The following is an 18963-nucleotide window of genomic DNA, read 5'->3' on the forward strand; positions in this document are numbered from 1 at the left end:
AATGCTCGATATGAATGCAGAATGGAAAATTGAATGGCGCAATTTAAGACCGTCAAACGGGGTGCGACTTCATCTTGGCAATGATCTATGGTATAAAGCCGCGCGCTTTCCTGCAATCGTGATTCCGAGCTTCTTGGCTGGGAAGTACGCAGTAGGGCAGGGCGATGAATCCGCAGCGTGCTCGACTTACGGGCGCGATGCTTACTATCAAGCCTTAAAAACACACATGCACCGGCACATGGTCCCGGGTGCCGCTGGCAGCGTCTAACGTGGTCAACGGTCGGATCCATGGGGTGCGTGGAGGCCTAACCCGAGTTTTAGGAGTTCTACCATGTCTCACGTTAATATGCGTGACCTGCTTAAAGCAGGTGCTCACTTCGGCCACCAGACCAAGTACTGGAACCCGAAGATGAGCAAATTTATCTTCGGCGCGCGCAACAAGATTCACATCATCAACCTTGAGCACACCCTTCCGGCGCTGAACGAAGCGATCGATGTGGTCGAGAAGATGGCGGCATCCAACAACAAAATTTTGTTTGTTGGCACCAAGCGCAGCGCTAGCAAGGTAATTAAAGAAGAAGCTAACCGTGCTGGTCAGCCTTTCGTCAACCATCGCTGGTTGGGCGGCATGTTGACTAACTTCAAGACCATCCGTCAGTCCATTAAGCGTCTGCGTGATCTTGAAACCATGCGCGAAGACGGCACGTTCGAGAAGCTGACCAAGAAAGAAGTCTTGATGGCGACTCGCGAGCAGGACAAACTTGAGCGTTCTATCGGCGGTATCAAGAACATGGGCGGCCTACCGGACGCACTGTTCGTGATCGACGTTGACCACGAGCGCATCGCGATCAACGAAGCCAACAAGCTGGGCATCCCGGTTATCGGCGTGGTGGATACTAACTCCAACCCCGATGGCGTTGACTACGTAATTCCCGGCAACGATGACTCTATCCGCGCTATCCAGATCTACGTAAAAGCGATTGCGGATGCGTGTGGCCGTGCCAAAGAAGCCAACGCTCAAGAGTTTGTTGAAGTGACCGAAGAGGCCGCTGCAGCTGAAGACAACACTGCCGCTGAGTAATCGCAGCAGTGGGTGCGGTGAGCAGGTGTGCCGCATCAAGATAAAGGGGGCTTTGCCCCCTTTTTCCCGCTACAGATGAACTGTCTGAGCGGACGAATTTGCCGGCACTCAATACCGGCCCCGTAATACAGAGAGACATAGGGCAGCGTGATACATGATGGTCATTTATCATGCCTATACTCTGTGTTGCGTCTAACTCTCATAGAACCATTTCAGAGGTGAATTCTCATGGCAGCTATCAGCGCCTCTCAGGTCAAGGAACTTCGCGAACGTACCGGTCTCGGCATGATGGAGTGTAAAAAAGCACTCACCGAAGCCGACGGTGATATCGAAGTTGCGATTGAAAACCTGCGCAAAAGCTCCGGCCTAAAAGCAGCGAAGAAAGCCGATCGTATCGCCGCAGAAGGTGTAGTGGTTACGCGTGTAGCGGAAGACGGCAGCTACGGCGTAATGGTTGAAATCAACTCCGAGACCGACTTTGTTGCTCGTGATGACAACTTCATCGCGTTTGCTGACAAAATCGCCGGTGCTTTCTTCACCGCGAAAAGCGAAGATGTTGCCGCCGTTATGGCTGGCGAACTGGAAACTGCCCGCGAGCAGTTGGTTCAGAAAATCGGTGAGAATATCGGTGTGCGTCGTGCCATCGTAGTGAACGCTGTTGACGGTGGTCTGGTAGGCGAGTACGTCCACGGTGGCCGCATTGGCGTTCTGACCGTGCTAACAGGCGGCAATTCGCAAGTCGCGAAAGACGTTGCAATGCACGTGGCGGCGATCAACCCTGCGGTTGCGCATCCTGCCGATATGCCCCAAGAGCAGTTGGATCAGGAAAAAGCGATTATTCTGGCGCAGCCGGATATGGCCGGTAAGCCGGAGCAGATCGCAGAGAAAATGGTTCAGGGCCGCTTGAAAAAGTACTTGGCAGAAAACAGCCTGACCGAGCAGCCGTTTGTTAAAGACCCGAACCAGACTGTGGCTGAGTACGTGAAAGCCGCAGGCGGCGAAGTGGTAAGCTTCACACGCTTTGAAGTTGGTGAAGGTATCGAGAAAGAAGAAGTCGACTTCGCTAAAGAAGTTATGGAACAGGCTGGCCGTCGCTGAGGTCAGAGGTTTCAGAAAAAAGATGGCGTGCGCGTGAGCGCACGCCTTCGCGTATCCGGCCCCTGTATAACCGGTGTTAGTTAGCCGACCCTGATAACGGGTTTATACAGCGGGGCTGCCCCGCCTGCCTGTTTACAGGTCTGCCTCAGGAGAGATGCCATGTCGCGTGATGTTCAAGAACCTACCCCCCATGTAGCACCCAGCAAGGCTGAGGGTTCGAAGTCAAAATACAAACGTATTTTGCTCAAGCTTTCTGGCGAAGCGCTGATGGGTGAACACGATTTTGGTATTGACCCTAAAGTGCTTGACCGGATGGCGTTGGAGATCGGCCAGCTCGTCGGTATTGGGGTACAGGTAGGCATCGTGATTGGCGGTGGTAACTTGTTTCGCGGTGCGGCGCTCAATGAGGCTGGCATGGATCGCGTCACCGGTGACCATATGGGCATGCTGGCGACCGTAATGAATGCGCTGGCAATGCGTGATGCGCTAGAGCGCTCCAATATCCGCTCGCGCGTGATGTCGGCTATCCCAATGAGCGGCGTTGTAGAGCACTACGACCGTCGCACGGCCATTCGCTACTTAACCTCCGGGGACGTAGTGCTGTTCTCTGCAGGCACAGGCAACCCCTTCTTCACCACCGATTCTGCAGCTTGTTTGCGCGGCATTGAGGTGGACGCCGACGTAGTGATCAAGGCGACCAAAGTCGATGGCGTCTACAATAAAGACCCGGTAAAACATCCGGATGCGGTGAAGTACGACCAGCTCTCTTACGACGACGCCCTGGATCAAAAATTGGGCGTTATGGATTTGACCGCTATCTGCCTGGTACGTGACCATAATATGCCGGTGCGGGTATTTGATATGAATAAGCCTGGCGCCCTACTGAATATGGTCGTAGGGGGCAAGGAAGGCACGCTGATATACAGAGGGTAATGACGTGATCAACGATATTAAGAAAGATGCCGATTCGCGCATGCAAAAAAGCGTTGAGGCGCTGCATAGCAACTTCAATAAAATTCGTACCGGTCGTGCTCACCCGAGCATTTTAGACGCCGTTACCGTGGACTATTACGGCAGCCAGGTACCGCTTAGCCAAGTGGCATCGGTCAACGTTGAGGACGCTCGCACGCTGACGATTGCGCCGTGGGAGCAGGGCATGGTGCAGAAGATCGAAAAGGCCATCATGACCTCTGATCTTGGCTTGAACCCGGCCAGTGCAGGCAACGTGATCCGTGTGCCAATGCCGATGCTCACCGAAGAGACCCGCAAAGGTTATATCAAGCAGGCGCGTAGCGAAGCTGAAAACGCTCGCGTTGCCGTGCGTAACGTACGTCGTGATGCTAACGGTGATTTCAAGTCGTTGTTAAAAGATAAAGAGATTACCGAAGACGATCAGCGTGAAGGCGAAGATGCGATTCAAAAGCTGACCGACAAGTATATTGCTGAGATCGATAAAGCGCTGACTGCAAAAGAGCAGGATCTCATGCAGGTATAAACCTGTGCTTTATTCAGCCGCGGGCAGCTTTGGCTGCCCGTTTTGCCACACTCTGGCTGGTTTTTTTATGACTGACCTTTGGTGCGAGAATCCATGACGTCACCGCAGCTTCCTGAAAAACAGCCGGACGACGCCAGCGCGTCTTCTCTGGCCGGGGAGGCCCCGCCGTCTCACGTTGCCATCATTATGGATGGCAATAACCGCTGGGCGCGCGCGCGCGGGCTTTCGGGGGTGCGTGGGCACCGGGCTGGGGTGGAAACCGTTCGTGCGGTGATTCAGCGAGCCGCCGAGCGCGAGGTGCAAACCCTCAGCCTGTTTGCTTTCTCCAGCGAAAACTGGAAGCGTCCGGCCGCTGAGGTCAACGCCTTGATGGAGCTGTTTTTGATGGCGCTTAAGCGTGAAGTCAAAAAGCTCAATGAGCGTAATGTGCGCCTCTCGATCATTGGCGAACAGCGAGGTTTTTCCCACGCCATCCAAAAGCATATTCAGCGTGCTGAAGCGTTAACCGCGGACAATACAGGGATGCATCTGGTGATTGCCGCCAACTATGGGGGGCAGTGGGATATCGCACGGGCGGCGCGCACCTTAGCCGAGCAGGTGGCGGCTGGGGAGTTATCGCCTGAGCAAATCGATGAAGCGTGCTTCGACACTGCAATGGGGACTGATGACGTGCCGCCGGTGGATCTGTGTATACGTACCAGTGGTGAGCAGCGGCTATCCAACTTTATGCTTTGGCAGTTGGCCTATGCTGAGCTGCACTTTTCCCCGCTGCTATGGCCCGATTTCGGTGCGGATGCGTTTGATGCGGCATTAAACGACTTCTGCCAGCGCCGTCGTCGCTTTGGCATGACGGACGAACAAATAGAGGCGCAGGGTGCTTAAACAGCGGATTATCACCGCAGCCTGGCTAGCACCCCTGGTGCTGGCTGGCCTGTTTGGTTTAGACGGCGGCGCTTTTGCGCTATTTACGGCGTTGATGGTGCTACTCGCCACTTGGGAGTGGGCCAATCTGGCGGGCGTTACCCGTACGGCACAGCGTGCTCAGCTAGTGGCCGTGATGGCGGTGTTGATGCTGGTCATGTGGCTGGCCGGAGCCGCCACCTCAATATGGCCGCTTTGGTTCTCTGCTGCCGGTTGGCTGGTGAATCTCTACTGGGTAACCCGCTACCCTGCGGCGGGTGAGCAGTGGCAGTCCACCGTGCGGCGCCTGGCGATGGGCCTGTGGGTGCTATTGCCCTGCTGGGTGGGCTTTAACGTTCTGCGTGACATCGGTATGGCTTGGCTGCTGTTTGTGCTGCTGCTGGTTTGGTGCGCGGATATCGGCGCCTACTTTGTGGGGCGACACTGGGGCAAGCGCAAATTGGCTCCCCACGTGAGCCCTGGCAAATCATGGGAGGGCGTATACGGCGGCTTAGCGGCGACCACTATTCTGGCTATTCTCTTTGCGCTGTGGTTGCCGCTGGGCCTGGTGGGTGGAATTACCCTGATACTCATCACCGCCGTGGTCACTTTGGCCTCTGTGCTAGGGGATCTACTGGAAAGCATGCTCAAGCGCCATCGTAATATCAAAGATTCGAGCCAGTTGCTGCCCGGCCATGGCGGTGTGCTGGATCGCATTGATAGCCTCACCGCGGCGATACCGCTGTTTGCACTGTTCTATGTGGAAGTACTGGTTGAGGTGTTTGCTCGGGTGCCGCCGCTATGAGCCAACTCGCTAATAGGCAACGTGTGACCGTGCTTGGCTCGACAGGCTCTGTGGGCACTAGCACGCTGGATGTGATTAGTCGCCACCCAGACCGCTATTGCGTGCATGCCCTGACCGCGCACACCTCAAAAGAGGCTCTGCTAGCGCAGTGCTTGGCGCATCGCCCTGCGGTCGCCGTGTTGGATAATGAGGCCGATGCCGCTTGGCTGCGCCAAGAGCTTAAGCGGGCTGGGCAGTCAACTGACGTGAGCGCAGGCCCAGAGGCGCTGTGCGATGTTGCCCGGGACGCCAGCGTCGACTGCGTAATGGCGGCCATTGTCGGCTCGGCGGGCTTACTGCCTGCCCTAGCCGCTGCGGAAGCAGGCAAGCGCGTGTTACTGGCCAATAAGGAGGCGCTGGTGATGAGCGGCGCGCTGTTTATGGAGGCCGTTTCCCGCTCTGGCGCAACATTACTACCGATTGATTCCGAACATAATGCCATTTACCAGTGTCTACCTGCGGAGCACCGCGGCGGACTTGCCAAGCACGGCGTTCGTCAACTGCTGCTAACGGCCTCTGGCGGGCCGTTTCGTACCTGGAGCCAGGCGGAAATCAATAATGTCACTCCCGAACAGGCCTGCGCTCACCCGAACTGGTCAATGGGACGTAAAATATCGGTGGATAGCGCCACACTGATGAATAAAGGGCTAGAGCTTATTGAAGCCTGCTGGCTGTTTGATGCCACGCCCGAACAAATCCAGGTGGTGGTGCACCCTCAAAGCGTGATTCACTCCATGGCGGCGTATCAAGATGGTTCGGTGATTGCACAGTTGGGTAATCCTGATATGCGCATCCCCATCGCCTACGGGCTAGCGTGGCCGGAGCGCATTGATGCCGGGGTTGAGACACTGGATCTTTTTCAGGTGGCGCGGCTTGATTTTGAAGCCCCCGATGAAACTCGCTTCCCCTGTTTAGGGCTTGCCCGTGAAGCGATGCGGCAAGGTGGCATGGCACCCGTTGTGCTCAACGCTGCCAATGAGGTTGCAGTTGAAGCATTCCTACAGCGTCGAATCGGCTTTACAGCCATTGGGCAACTGGTCGCCGACGTCTTGTCGCGCCCCTATCAAGGCCGTGTTGATAGCCTTGATAGCGTATTAGCAACGGATCAGTGGGCGCGACAGCAGGCGCTGGAACTGGTAACAAAATGATACGCTTAAGCATTCGCTGGGCTGGTCGTTAGAGCGGGGCATTAAGGAGTTCAGTGTGGGCCTTATACAGAATATTTTAGCGGTCATTGTGGTGTTGGGCCTGTTAGTGACCTTCCACGAGTTTGGCCATTTTTGGGTGGCGAGGCGCTGTGGGGTCAAAGTGCTACGGTTTTCTGTAGGCTTTGGTAAGCCGCTATGGTCGCGGGTTGACCGCCACGGCACCGAGTTCGCGATAGCCGCCATTCCGCTGGGTGGCTATGTCAAAATGCTCGATGAGCGTGAGGCGCCGGTTCCGGAAGAGCAGCTTGATCAGGCATTTAACCGCAAAACCGTGTGGCAGCGCATTGCGATTGTGGCGGCAGGGCCAATCGCCAACTTCTTGTTAGCGATTGTGGCTTACTGGGCACTGTTCGTGGCGGGTACCACGGTGGTGTCGCCAATGGTAGGTAGCGTTGCGCCTGACTCGCCCGCCGCCGAAGCCGGACTTGCCAATGGCGATGAAATTGTCGCCATTCAGGGCGATGAGATGCGCTCTTGGGAAGATGTTAACCTCAAACTGGTATCGATTATTGGTTTCAGCGGTGAGCTGGATATAGACGCCCGCCCCGAAGGCGCGAGCGACCCTCAACGTTTTGGCTTATCGGTGACTGATTATTTGGTTCGCCAAGATCCGCCACAGCCGCTGCAATCGCTGGGTATTACTCCTTGGCAGCCGGAATTTCCGGCCGTTTTAGGCCAAGTAGTGAGCGGAGAGGCCGCCGAGCAAGCAGGCCTTGAGGCGGGCGATAGGATGGTGGCGATTAATGGCGAACCAGTGGATGATTGGATGCACTTCGTTAATATGGTGCGAGGTAATCCAGGTGAAACGCTGCAGCTCACCTATGAACGTAATGGCGAGCAGTCGAGTGTTGATTTAACCCCCGGGCGTAACCGCTTGGACACTGGGGTTGAAATTGGTTATATCGGTGCAGGCGCCGAGCAGGTCGAGTGGCCAGCAGCGTTTCAGCGTGAAATCCGTTACGGCCCTATCGAAGCGGTAGGCCAGGCTGTTTCGCGCACTGGAGAGATGACGCTCTTAACCTTAGATGCCATACGCAAAATGTTTGTCGGGCTTATCTCGCCTTCCAATTTGTCCGGGCCAATCACCATTGCACAGATCTCTGGTGATTCGGCCCGTGCAGGGATGGAAGCGTTTATTGGCTTTCTAGCGTATCTTTCTATCAGCCTTGGGGTACTAAACTTACTACCTATCCCGGTGCTCGATGGTGGCCACTTGCTCTATTATTTTATGGAGGTCGTGCGTGGACGGCCAGTATCCGAAAGAACCCAAGCCGTAGGACTGCGCATTGGGCTTGCCATGGTCGGCACCCTGATGTTGATGGCCCTCTATTTTGATCTGATGCGCCTGTGGTAATGACGCGTGTAGCGCGCAGGATGCCTTGTCATCTGCCTGCACAAATGTATATGGTGCCTTTCTGGAATGATAGGCAGACCAACGCGAGCGAATTGACTGCATGAAAATCAAGACCCTTGGAATGGCGGCACTCTTGCTGGCAGGCGCCAGCGGCGCCCAAGCACAATCCTTTGATGTTTCAGACATTCGAGTGGAAGGACTGCAGCGGGTATCCGCCGCCTCGGTCTTCAATGCATTTCCGGTGAGTGCCAATGAGCGCGTCAGCGAAGAGCAATTAGCTGCTGCTGCCCGTGACTTATTTGCCACAGGGCTATTTGACGATGTCTCCCTGGCACGCGAAGGCGATGTACTGGTTATTCAGGTCGTCGAGCGTCCGACTATTGCGCGGCTACAGATCAGCGGCAACGATCAGATCTCCGAAGAGGACTTGCGCAATGGTTTGCGTGAATCGGGGCTCTCGGAAGGTCAGGTACTGGAGCTCTCTACGCTGGAAGAGATACAGCGCGAGCTGGAAGGCGTCTACCAGTCTCAAGGTCGCTACAGCGCCAGCATCGATACCGAAGTGGAAGAGGTTGATGAGGGCCGGGTACAGGTCAATATCAATATCAACGAAGGCGAAGTGGCCAAGATTCGCCAAATCAATATCGTTGGTAACGAAGCCTTTGATGATGAAACGCTGCGTGGCGTGTTTGAGTTAAATGATCGGCCAGGACGCTTTTTCGGCTGGTTCTCTAGCGACGAGTACTCCCGTGAAGCGCTTTCCGGTGATATTGAGCGGCTGCGCTCGTTCTACCTAGATCGTGGCTACGTCAACTTCGATGTCACCTCGACTCAGGTGTCGATTGGTCCGGAAAAATCCGAAATCTTTATTACACTAAACGTCGATGAAGGCGCCCAGTACCGGGTAGGTGATATTCGTTTCGCGGGTGATCTACAGATCAGCGAAAACGAAGCTCGCCAGTTACTCACCGTTAAAGAGGGAGAGATTTTCTCCCGCGGCGATGTTAATGCCTCCACCGAAGCCCTGCGCCAGCGTTTGGGTGCCGAAGGCTTCGCCTTTGCTGATATTCAAGGCGTGCCTGAAATGGCAGGGGACGGTGAAACGGTCGATCTGGTGATTGCCGTCAATCCCGGTGAACGCGCCTACGTGCGTCGTATTGAGTTCTACGGTAATACGACTACCCAGGATGAAGTACTGCGGCGTGAAATGATTCAGTTGGAAGGCGCACCCGCTTCTACCGAAGCCATTACACAATCGCGTCAGCGCCTTGAACGCCTGGGCTTTTTTAGCCAAGTAGAAGTGGATACTCAGCCTGTACCTGGTGAGCCGGATTTACTCGACGTTACTTATAATGTCGAAGAGCAGCCCTCGGGGTCGGTCTCTGCCAGCGTTGGTTTCTCCCAGAGTGCCGGGGTTATTTACGGTGTCGGCTTGTCACAAAATAACTTCTTGGGTACGGGTAATCGGGTCAATGTAGGGGCTCAGCGCAGCGACACCTTTACCAGTGTGAACTTTGGCTTCACTGATCCCTACTGGACACTGGATGGCATTTCTCGCGGCTACAATGTTTTTTACCGTGAAACAGATTACGCCGATTCGGATATTTCGACGTTCTCGACGGATGCCTATGGTGCCGGTATCAACTTTGGTTACCCCGTAAGCGAGCTATCGCGTCTTAACTTCGGTGCCAGCGTTGAAGACCTAACGGTGAAAACCTATTTCGACACGGCCTCTGAAATTCGTCGCTATGTGGAAGATCAGGGCGAAGATGCGCAAAGCCTGAAGCTGACCGCTAGTTGGACACGCAACAACCTCAACCGCGGTATTATGCCGACCGATGGCAACTATCAGCGACTGTCGCTGGAAACCGGCGTGCCGGGCAGTGATTCGGAGTACTACAAGCTGCGCGCCCGTGCTCAACAGCTCTTCCCGATTAACGATGACGAGTCCTGGGCGTTCAAATTTACTGGCAATGTCGGCTATGCCGATACCCTGGGCGGCAACGACCCCTTCCCCTTCTATGAAAACTTCTACGCAGGTGGTCTTGGCTCGGTGCGTGGCTTCACGTCGAATACGCTTGGGCAGCGCACCACGCCAGCAACTGAAGGTGGCCGTGACCGTACCCTAGGCGGTAACGTTTCCATAGAAGGCAGTGCCGAGATCATTTTCCCACTGCCCTTTGTTGAAGATCAGCGCGCACTGCAAACATCGTTATTCTTGGATGGCGGTAATACCTTCCTGACCTCTTGCTACGACGTACTCGCGGAAGATGCAGGGCGCCAGCAGTGCAACTCCGGCGTTGATCTAGGCGATTTGCGCTACAGTGCCGGTATTGGCCTCTCTTGGCTGACACCGGTCGGCCCGCTGACCTTTAGCGTTGCTGAGCCATTGAACGATGAGAGCGGTGACGACACTCAGTTCTTCCAGTTCTCATTAGGACAAACGTTCTAAAGGGCAAACGTTCTAATTTTGCTAGACCGCGTGCCATGGTGGCGCGTGCTAGCGTGACCTAAGGAGATAACATGATGCGTAAACTGACAGCGGTGGTATGCCTGTTGGGCGCGATGATTTTGCCCGCTCACGCTGCAGAAGTAGCAGTGTTGGATTGGCGAGCAGCATTGATGAATACCCAGTCCGCACAGGCGTCAATGAGTACTCTGGAAGGGCAAATTGGCAATCAGCAGCGTGAAGCGCAAAACCTGGGTAATGAGTTGCAGCAGCTTCAGCAGCGTTTGCAGAACGAAGGCGAAACGATGGCTCAGTCCCAGCGGGAGTCGCTGATTAGCGAGCTTCAGCAGAAAGGCAGCCGTTTTGAACAGCTTCGCCAGGAAGTAATGCAGGCACAGCAGCGTTCCGAGCAGCAGTTTTTAGAAGGCGCCGAGCCTAAGCTGGAACAAGCGGTAGCAGAAGTGCTGGAACGCCATGGTATTGATGTGCTGGTTGAACCCCAGGGCGTACTGCACTCAGGTGTGGATCTGCCCAATGTGACCGATGAAGTCACCCAGATTTTTGATACCTTGAACTAAATTTAAACGCTAATTGGTGTGGTCAGGCCACACCAACGCTTCCCTGGGCTCCCATGACGCACGCTTCTCATCACTTTACCCTCGCAGACATTGCGCGCCAATTGGGCATTGCCGTCAGCGGTAATGCCCAGCAGCCGATACGCGGCTTGGCGACGCTAAAAGAAGCGCAGCCGGATCAAGTGGCTTTTCTGGCCAATCGTGCCTACCTGAAAGATTTGGCGACGACCAAGGCGGCCGCGGTATTGCTGCACCCTGAGCATGGCAAGCACTGCCCGGTAGCGCGTCTGGAAATCGATAACCCTTACTTGGGCTATGCCAAGCTATCGCAGTTGTTTGACCCACTGCCTGCCCGCGATATCGTCGGTATTCACCCCACCGCCGTCGTGGCGGAAGATGCTCAGCTAGGCGCCGATGTCTGCATTCAAGCTCATGCAGTGATTGAATCAGGCGTGGTGCTGGGCGACCGTGTGGTCATTGGGGCGGGCAGCGTGGTGGGAGCCGATACAATTATCGGCGAAGCAACGCGTCTGCACGCCAATGTCACCCTCTGCCATGGCGTGGTTATCGGTAAACGGGGCATCTTGCAAAGCGGCTGTGTGATTGGCGGCGACGGCTTCGGGTTTGCCCACGATGGCGCTGGCTGGCATAAAATCGCCCAATTGGGGGGCGTAGTGCTTGGCGACGACGTTGAAGTAGGCAGTTGCTCCAGCATCGATCGTGGCGCTTTGGGAGATACGGTGATTGGTGATGACGTCAAAATTGATAGTCAGGTACAAATCGCCCATAACGTCATTATCGGTGACCACAGCGCCTTAGCAGGCTGTGTGGGCATTGCTGGTTCGACCAAGGTCGGTAAGCACTGCATGCTTGGTGGTGGGGTCGGTTTATCCGGTCACCTAACCATTTGCGACGGCGTTCAGGTGACAGGTATGAGCCTTGTCACGAACTCAATCCATGAACCGGGGGTCTACTCATCCGGTACTGGCGCCATGGCTAATGCCCAGTGGCGTAAAAACGCGGTGCGTTTTAAACAGCTTGATGACATCGCTAAGCGCCTGGCTCGATTGGAAAAAAAGCAACGTGAATAGTAACGGCTGCATGACTTTTACCCGCTGCTGGTTTGAGACTAGATAACAGCGGGGTATAATCCACAGCCTTTTAACCAGTGCACGTGCTGGTATTTGCCTGACACTCTTCAGGAGCTGCAGGTTTTTGTTATTTTAGAGGTCGCTACGATGGTTATGGATATCAATGAAATTCGCGAGTACTTGCCCCACCGTTACCCCTTTTTGCTGGTGGATCGAGTAACGCAATTAACCACCGGCGAATCCATCGTTGCGTACAAAAATGTCAGCATTAATGAGCCATTTTTTAACGGCCACTTTCCGCATCACCCGATTATGCCCGGCGTACTGGTGATTGAAGCCCTGGCCCAGGTATGCGGCATTCTCGGTTTTAAAACGGTCAATAAACTGCCTGCCGATGGTTATGTGTACTATCTCGTGGGCAGCGATAAAGTGCGCTTTAAACGCCCGGTAATGCCGGGCGACAAGCTCACCTTAGAGGCCGACGTGATTAGAGGTAAACGGGGTATCTGGAAATTTGCATGCCGTGCCACGGTTGACGGTGAGCTGGCCTGCGAAGCAGAAATTATTTGTGCCGAGAGGAAGGTGGCTTGATACATCCGACTGCACTGGTCGACCCGGCGGCGCGCCTTGCCGACGACGTTGAGGTTGGCCCCTTTAGCATCATTGGCCCCGACGTCACGATCGGCGCGGGCTCCGTGATAGGCCCTCATGTGGTGGTTAAAGGCCCCACCTCGCTAGGCGAACGTACGCGTATCTTTCAGTTTGCCTCGGTAGGTGAAGACTGTCAGGACAAAAAATACGCAGGCGAACCCACGCGGTTAGTGATGGGCGACGATAATGTGGTCCGTGAAGGCGCCACGATTCATCGAGGCACCGTTCAGGATCGCAGCGAAACCACCATTGGTTCGCGCAACCTGTTTATGGCCTACGTGCATGTCGGCCATGACTGCGTGATTGGTAACGACTGCATTTTAGCCAATCAGGTTACCTTGGCGGGCCATGTCACCGTCGGTGATCATGCCATTCTGGGTGGGTTGGCGGCAGTGCATCAGTTCTGTCACTTTGGCGATCACGCCATGGCCGGTGGTGGCTCGATTATCACCAAGGACACACCCGCCTATATCATGATTAATGGCAACCCTGCCGAAGCGCGTGGACTCAACCTAGTGGGCTTAAAGCGCCGCGGCTTTAGCCGCGAAGCAGTTAGCGCCTTAACCACCGCCTATAAAATGGTTTATCGCCAGGGGCTGACTACAGAGCAGGCGCTTGTCGAAATGCGTAGCCGCTTTGATTTGCCCGAGATCGAGCATTTCGCCGCCTCCATTGAGCGTTCTACCCGCGGCATCACCCGTTAACCCATGCTAATCATTTTATGACCCTGCAACGTGTCTATCTCGTGGCTGGGGAACTCTCCGGCGATATCCTCGGCGCTGGGCTGATGCGCGAGCTTAAAGCACGCTACCCTGGCGTCGAGTTTCGTGGCATCGGCGGGCCGCGCATGCAGGCGGAAGGCATGGAGAGCCGCTTCCCTTTAGAGACCCTCGCGGTAATGGGGCTGGTTGAAGTGCTTAAGCATCTCCCCGAACTGATCCGTGTGCGGCGCACCCTAAAAGCCGAAGCGCTGGCCTGGCAGCCGGATATTATGCTCGGCATCGATGCGCCTGATTTCAATTTAGGCCTGGAGCGCCAGCTCCGCGAAACGGGTATTACCACTGCCCATTACGTAAGCCCTTCCGTATGGGCGTGGCGTCAGGGGCGGGTAAAAGGCATCTCTAAATCGGTGGACGGCATGCTGACACTGCTCCCTTTTGAAGCCGCCTTCTATCGCAAACACCGTGTTCCCGTTGCCTTTGTGGGTCACCCTCTGGCCGACGAAATGCCGCTGGAAAATGACCGTATTGCCACCCGTCAGGCGCTGAAGCTGGCGCCGGATAGTCAGGTGTTAGCGCTGCTGCCCGGCTCCCGGGCCAATGAAATTCGCTTTTTGGGTGACACCTTTCTTAACGCTGCCGAACAGCTCTGCCAGCGCCACCCCACGCTGCAAGTGGTGATTCCTGCAGCCACCGCTGATCGCCGCCGGGAAATCAGCGCACTGCTGGCTAGTTACCCGCTGTTGGTGGAGCGTACTGCGCTTTTGGATGGTCAGGCCCGCGAAGCCATGGTGGCGAGCGATGTGGTACTGCTGGCCTCGGGTACCGCCGCGCTGGAAGCCATGTTGTGCCACCGCACCATGCTAGTGGCCTACAAAATGGCCCCAGCCACCCACTGGCTGGCTAAACGAATGGTGAAAACCCAGTGGGTATCGCTACCCAATTTGATTGCCCAGGAGACGCTGGTACCCGAGCTGATTCAAGACGCCGCCTCTCCAGAGGCGATTGCCGAGCAGCTCAGCGCTATGTTGGCCGACGAGGCAAGTCGACATGCCTTGGAAACACGCTTTGCCGAGATGCACGCCACGCTCCAGCGTAACGCCAGCCGTCGCGCCGCCGAGGCGATTAACCTGTTGGCCGCGGGTCAGCCGCTGGAGAGTGTTGATGGCCATTGAGCACTGGTTGATCGAGCACAAGGATTTTCCAACGCTGGAAATTGCCTACAACGGCAAGCGGCTGGCGGGGGTCGATGAAGTAGGCCGAGGGCCGCTGATCGGGAGCGTGGTGGCCGCGGCGGTGATTCTCGACCCCGCTCAGCCGATTGACGGTCTTACCGACTCTAAAAAGTTGACGGCGCGCAGGCGTGAAGCACTGGATACACAAATTCGCGAGCGGGCGCTGGCCTTTGCCGTGGCAGAAGCCAGCGCAGCAGAAGTGGATGCGCTGAATATTTACCACGCCACCCACTTGGCCATGCGTCGAGCCATTGATGCGCTGGCACCGGCGGCGGAATATCTACTCGTGGATGGCAACAAATTACCTAGCCATCTGTTGCCTGGCCAGGCCGTGGTAAAGGGCGATTCACGCCACTGTGCGATTGCCGCGGCGTCGATTTTGGCCAAGGTCGCTCGCGATGCGCAGATGGTCGCCTTGGATGAGTGCTATCCTGAGTATGGTTTTGCGCGCCATAAAGGCTACCCGACCAAAGAGCACCTGACGGCGCTTGCAGCTCACGGGCCACTGGCCGAACATCGTCGTAGCTTCGCGCCTGTGCAGCGTCAGTTGGCGCTGCTTTAACGTATTTTTCTTCACCTAGCGTTTTGCTGAGAGTCTCATGACGGTTCCGTTCGTTCATTTACGTTTGCACAGTGAATATTCCCTGGTCGATGGCTTAGTGAAGCTAAAGTCGCTGGTTAGCACCACGGCTGAACGGGCGATGCCAGCGCTGGCCTTGACCGATGAAACCAACCTGTTCGGCCTGGTGAAGTTCTACAAAGCCGCCCAGGGGGCGGGGTTGAAGCCGATTATTGGCAGCGACTTATGGCTCCATAATCCCCATGACGAGTCCCACCCTTACCGGCTAACGCTGCTGGCGATGAACGATATTGGCTATCGCAACCTGACCGAGTTGATCTCGAAAGGTTGGACGCATGGTCAACGGCAGGGGCGCGCCATTCTCGATAAACAGTGGGTGCTGGAGCAGAGCGAAGGCTTGATTGCGCTTTCCGGCGCGCGGGAGGGTGAGATTGGCCGCCACCTGCTATCTGATCACGAACAGGATGCGCGGGTGCTGCTCGAAGAGTGGCAGGCGGCCTTTCCCGAGCGCTTTTATCTAGAGTTGATTCGCACCGGGCGCCCGCTGGAAGAGGCCTGCGTTCACGCCAGCGTCAAGCTGGCCATTGAAACAGGCACGCCAGTGGTGGCGACCAATGACGTGCGCTTTCTTGAGCGCGAAGATTATTGGGCCCACGAGACCCGCGTCGCCATCGGTGAAGGTAAAGCGCTGGACGACCCACGCCGCGAACGCCGCTACACTGAAGAGCAGTACTTAAAAAGCCCCGACGAGATGGCGGCGCTGTTTGCCGATATCCCCGAAGCGCTGGAAAACAGCGTGATGATCGCCGAGCGCTGCAGCGTGGATGTGCGCCTGGGCGAGATTTTCCTGCCCGAGTTCGGCATTCCCGAAGGGATGACCCAGGATGAGTTCTTCCGCAAAGTATCCCATGACGGTTTAACCGAGCGGTTGGATTTTTTGTTTCCCGCTGAACGCTACCCCCGCGACAGCGAAGAGTACCAGGCGATCGACCAGCGCTACCGCGACCGGCTGGAGTTCGAGCTCAACGTTATTATTCAGATGGGGTTCCCTGGCTACTTCCTGATCGTGATGGACTTCATCCAGTGGGCCAAGGACAACCGCGTACCGGTAGGTCCGGGGCGTGGTTCCGGTGCTGGTTCGCTAGTGGCCTACGCGCAAAAGATCACTGACTTAGACCCGATTGGCTACGACCTGCTGTTCGAGCGCTTTCTTAACCCCGAACGTGTCTCCATGCCCGACTTTGACGTCGACTTCTGCATGGAAAAACGCGACAAGGTGATCGAGTACGTAGCCGAGCGCTACGGGCGCAATGCGGTCTCCCAGATTGTTACTTTTGGCACCATGGCGGCGAAGGCCGTGGTGCGCGACGTCGCCCGTGCCCAAGGCCGTCCGTACTCGCTGGGGGATAAGCTCTCCAAGCTGATTCCCTTTGAAGTAGGCATGACCCTGGCCAAGGCGATTGAGCAGGAACCCGCGCTCAAAGAGTTTATCGGCAACGATGAAGAGGCCGAAGAGATCTGGGAAATGGCGCTCAAGCTTGAGGGCACCACCCGGGGCACCGGCAAGCACGCCGGTGGCGTGGTCATCGCCCCCACCAAACTGACCGATTTCTCACCGCTGCTCTGCGATGAAGATGGCTCCGGCTTGGTGGTACAGTTCGATAAAAACGATATTGAAGAGGCGGGGCTGGTCAAGTTCGACTTCCTGGGCCTGCGGACGCTGACGATTATCGACTGGGCACTAGAGATGGTCGACAAGGTGCGCAGCGTTAACGGCCAGGATCCGCTCAACATCGACAGCATCCCGCTGGACGACGCGCCAACCTTCGAGATGCTCAAGCGCGCTGAAACCACGGCGGTCTTCCAGCTCGAATCCCGCGGCATGAAGGAGCTGATCAAGCGCCTGCTGCCTGACTCCCTGGACGATATGATCGCCCTGGTGGCACTGTTCCGCCCCGGCCCACTGCAGTCGGGCATGGTCGACGACTTTATCAACCGTAAGCACGGCCGGGCCGAAGTCTCTTATCCACACCCGGATTACCAGCACGAGCTGTTGAAACCTGTCTTGGCGCCCACCTACGGCATCATCCTCTACCAAGAGCAGGTCATGCAGATCGCTCAGGTAATGGCAGGCTACAGCCTCGGCCAGGCCGATATGCTGCGCCGTGCCATGGGTAAGAAAAAGCCCGAAGAGATGGCCAAGCAGCGTGACGGCTTTATGGAGGGGTGTGCCGCCAACGGTATCGATAAAGACCTGGCCGGTAACATCTTTGACCTGGTAGAGAAATTCGCCGGTTACGGCTTTAACAAGTCTCACTCGGCTGCCTACGCGCTGGTCTCTTACCAAACCGCGTGGCTGAAAGCCCACTATCCGGGGCCCTTTATGGCCGCCGTTATGTCCACGGAAATGGACAACCTGGATAAAGTGGTGCCGCTGATTGAGGAGTGTCGGAATCTCAAACTCACCGTAACGCCGCCGAACGTCAACGTCGGTGGTTACAAGTTCACCGTCGATACCGATGCGCGTGTGGTCTATGGGCTAGGCGCAATTCGCGGCGTGGGCGAAGGGCCCATTGGCGCCATTGTCGAAGCCCGCGAGGCAGATGGCCCTTTCAAAGATATCTTCGATTTCTGCCGCCGCATTGATCCCAAGCGGATGAATAAGCGCACCCTGGAGGCGCTGATTCGCTCCGGCGCGCTGGATACCCTAGGCCCCAATCGTGCGGTGCTGTTCGCAGCGATGGAGGACGCGCTAAAAGCCGCTGCCCAAAACCACGCCAATCAGAATCTGGGCATGCTGGATATGTTTGGTGATGCGTTCGCCGCGGCCGATGAAAGTGACGATGACAGCAACGTTTACGCCGAATACATCAACGCCCGTGAGTGGACCGATCGCGAACGGCTCTCAGGGGAGAAAGATACCCTGGGGCTTTACCTGACGGGGCACCCGATCGACGAGTACGAGCGGGAGCTAAAACGTTTTGTCTCCACGCGGATCAGCGATTTAAAACCTTCTCGTGACCCCCAGCGCGTTGCTGGGCTAGTGGTCGGCGTGCGCACTATGAAGTCCAAGCGTGGTGATACCATGGCGTTTATCACCCTGGATGACCGCACCGGGCGTATTGAAGCTTCGCTGTTTGGGGAGCTATTCGAGCAACTACGCGGTCAGATTGAGGCTGATCAGGTACTCATCGTTGAGGGCGAAGTCTCCAGCGACGAATACTCTGGTGGCCTGCGCCTACGCGGTAAAGACGTTACACCAATGGTGACGGCGCGCATTCGCTACGGCCAAGCCGTGGAACTGGCATTGGACGCGGGGCAGATCAATGGCCGCTTAATTGAAACCCTGCGCGACAGCCTGACGCCGTATCGCGATCAAGAGGGGTTGCCGGTGCGCCTGCAGTACCGCCACCCAGCGGCAGTGGCTTGGCTGGAACTTGCCGATGAGTGGAAAGTCGCACCGAGCGACGACTTACTGCTGGCGCTGCAGGATGTCCAGGGTCAGACAGGCGTACAGCTACGCTATCGATAGCTGACGATACGTCACTAAACTATCGGAAGAGGGCAGGTTGAAGCGAGGGTCTTTCGGCCAGGGATGGCGAAAGTAGCGCCCAAGGATGGGTTCACAGCGCCCTCGCGGAGACCTGCCCTCGTGAGATTGCACTCTGTGCATAAGTGAGCCC

General features: G+C 56.3%; 17 protein-coding genes. All 17 read left to right on the top strand.

All coding sequences use genetic code 11. The features are described 5' to 3' along the window. Position 1: 1 nt before the first annotated feature. A complete protein-coding gene (locus tag ACW17M_RS17500) occupies positions 2–268 on the top strand; it encodes a hypothetical protein (protein ID WP_027957764.1) in 267 nt (88 codons plus the stop codon). Between the two features lie 63 nt (positions 269–331). Further along, positions 332–1081 (top strand): 30S ribosomal protein S2, encoded by a 750-nt coding sequence (gene rpsB / locus ACW17M_RS17505; RefSeq protein WP_009288627.1) that lies wholly within the window; start codon positions 332–334, stop codon positions 1079–1081. Between the two features lie 228 nt (positions 1082–1309). Then, entirely contained in the window at positions 1310–2179 is an 870-nt protein-coding gene (tsf, locus tag ACW17M_RS17510; RefSeq protein WP_009288628.1) for a translation elongation factor Ts, read from the top strand. Between the two features lie 159 nt (positions 2180–2338). Further along, positions 2339–3112: a UMP kinase gene (gene pyrH / locus ACW17M_RS17515; protein ID WP_007111718.1), complete on the top strand. Its 774-nt coding sequence runs from the start codon at positions 2339–2341 to the stop codon at positions 3110–3112. A 4-nt stretch (positions 3113–3116) separates the two neighbouring features. Beyond that, positions 3117–3674: a ribosome recycling factor gene (gene frr / locus ACW17M_RS17520; RefSeq protein WP_009288629.1), complete on the top strand. Its 558-nt coding sequence runs from the start codon at positions 3117–3119 to the stop codon at positions 3672–3674. A 93-nt stretch (positions 3675–3767) separates the two neighbouring features. Next, on the top strand, positions 3768–4556 hold the full coding sequence (gene uppS / locus ACW17M_RS17525) for a polyprenyl diphosphate synthase (RefSeq protein ID WP_022520193.1): 789 nt from the start codon (positions 3768–3770) through the stop codon (positions 4554–4556). Continuing rightward, positions 4549–5379: a phosphatidate cytidylyltransferase gene (locus ACW17M_RS17530; RefSeq protein ID WP_009288631.1), complete on the top strand. Its 831-nt coding sequence runs from the start codon at positions 4549–4551 to the stop codon at positions 5377–5379. The genes uppS and ACW17M_RS17530 overlap by 8 nt, the downstream gene beginning before the upstream one ends. After that, on the top strand, positions 5376–6566 hold the full coding sequence (gene ispC, locus ACW17M_RS17535) for a 1-deoxy-D-xylulose-5-phosphate reductoisomerase (protein WP_022520192.1): 1191 nt from the start codon (positions 5376–5378) through the stop codon (positions 6564–6566). Before ACW17M_RS17530 ends, ispC begins: the two co-directional genes overlap by 4 nt. Before the next feature lie 55 nt (positions 6567–6621). Then, positions 6622–7980 (top strand): RIP metalloprotease RseP, encoded by a 1359-nt coding sequence (rseP, locus tag ACW17M_RS17540; RefSeq protein ID WP_022520191.1) that lies wholly within the window; start codon positions 6622–6624, stop codon positions 7978–7980. Between the two features lie 100 nt (positions 7981–8080). After that, entirely contained in the window at positions 8081–10432 is a 2352-nt protein-coding gene (bamA, locus tag ACW17M_RS17545; RefSeq protein ID WP_457547856.1) for an outer membrane protein assembly factor BamA, read from the top strand. A 74-nt stretch (positions 10433–10506) separates the two neighbouring features. Then, positions 10507–11007, top strand: coding sequence for an OmpH family outer membrane protein (locus ACW17M_RS17550; protein ID WP_027957768.1), 501 nt, complete (start codon positions 10507–10509; stop codon positions 11005–11007). Between the two features lie 53 nt (positions 11008–11060). Next, complete coding sequence (gene lpxD / locus ACW17M_RS17555) at positions 11061–12095, top strand: UDP-3-O-(3-hydroxymyristoyl)glucosamine N-acyltransferase (protein ID WP_009288490.1); 1035 nt, start codon at positions 11061–11063, stop codon at positions 12093–12095. 147 nt (positions 12096–12242) lie between these two features. Continuing rightward, positions 12243–12686: a 3-hydroxyacyl-ACP dehydratase FabZ gene (gene fabZ, locus ACW17M_RS17560; protein ID WP_022520189.1), complete on the top strand. Its 444-nt coding sequence runs from the start codon at positions 12243–12245 to the stop codon at positions 12684–12686. Beyond that, positions 12683–13450: an acyl-ACP--UDP-N-acetylglucosamine O-acyltransferase gene (lpxA, locus tag ACW17M_RS17565; RefSeq protein ID WP_022520188.1), complete on the top strand. Its 768-nt coding sequence runs from the start codon at positions 12683–12685 to the stop codon at positions 13448–13450. Before fabZ ends, lpxA begins: the two co-directional genes overlap by 4 nt. Positions 13451–13467: 17 nt before the next feature. Continuing rightward, positions 13468–14640, top strand: coding sequence for a lipid-A-disaccharide synthase (lpxB, locus tag ACW17M_RS17570; RefSeq protein ID WP_041157517.1), 1173 nt, complete (start codon positions 13468–13470; stop codon positions 14638–14640). Beyond that, entirely contained in the window at positions 14630–15262 is a 633-nt protein-coding gene (gene rnhB, locus ACW17M_RS17575; RefSeq protein ID WP_202606230.1) for a ribonuclease HII, read from the top strand. The genes lpxB and rnhB overlap by 11 nt, the downstream gene beginning before the upstream one ends. Before the next feature lie 37 nt (positions 15263–15299). Further along, complete coding sequence (gene dnaE, locus ACW17M_RS17580; RefSeq protein ID WP_414121606.1) at positions 15300–18812, top strand: DNA polymerase III subunit alpha; 3513 nt, start codon at positions 15300–15302, stop codon at positions 18810–18812. Positions 18813–18963: the final 151 nt, after the last annotated feature.

The organism is Vreelandella sp. 2A-K22, from assembly GCF_054065485.1.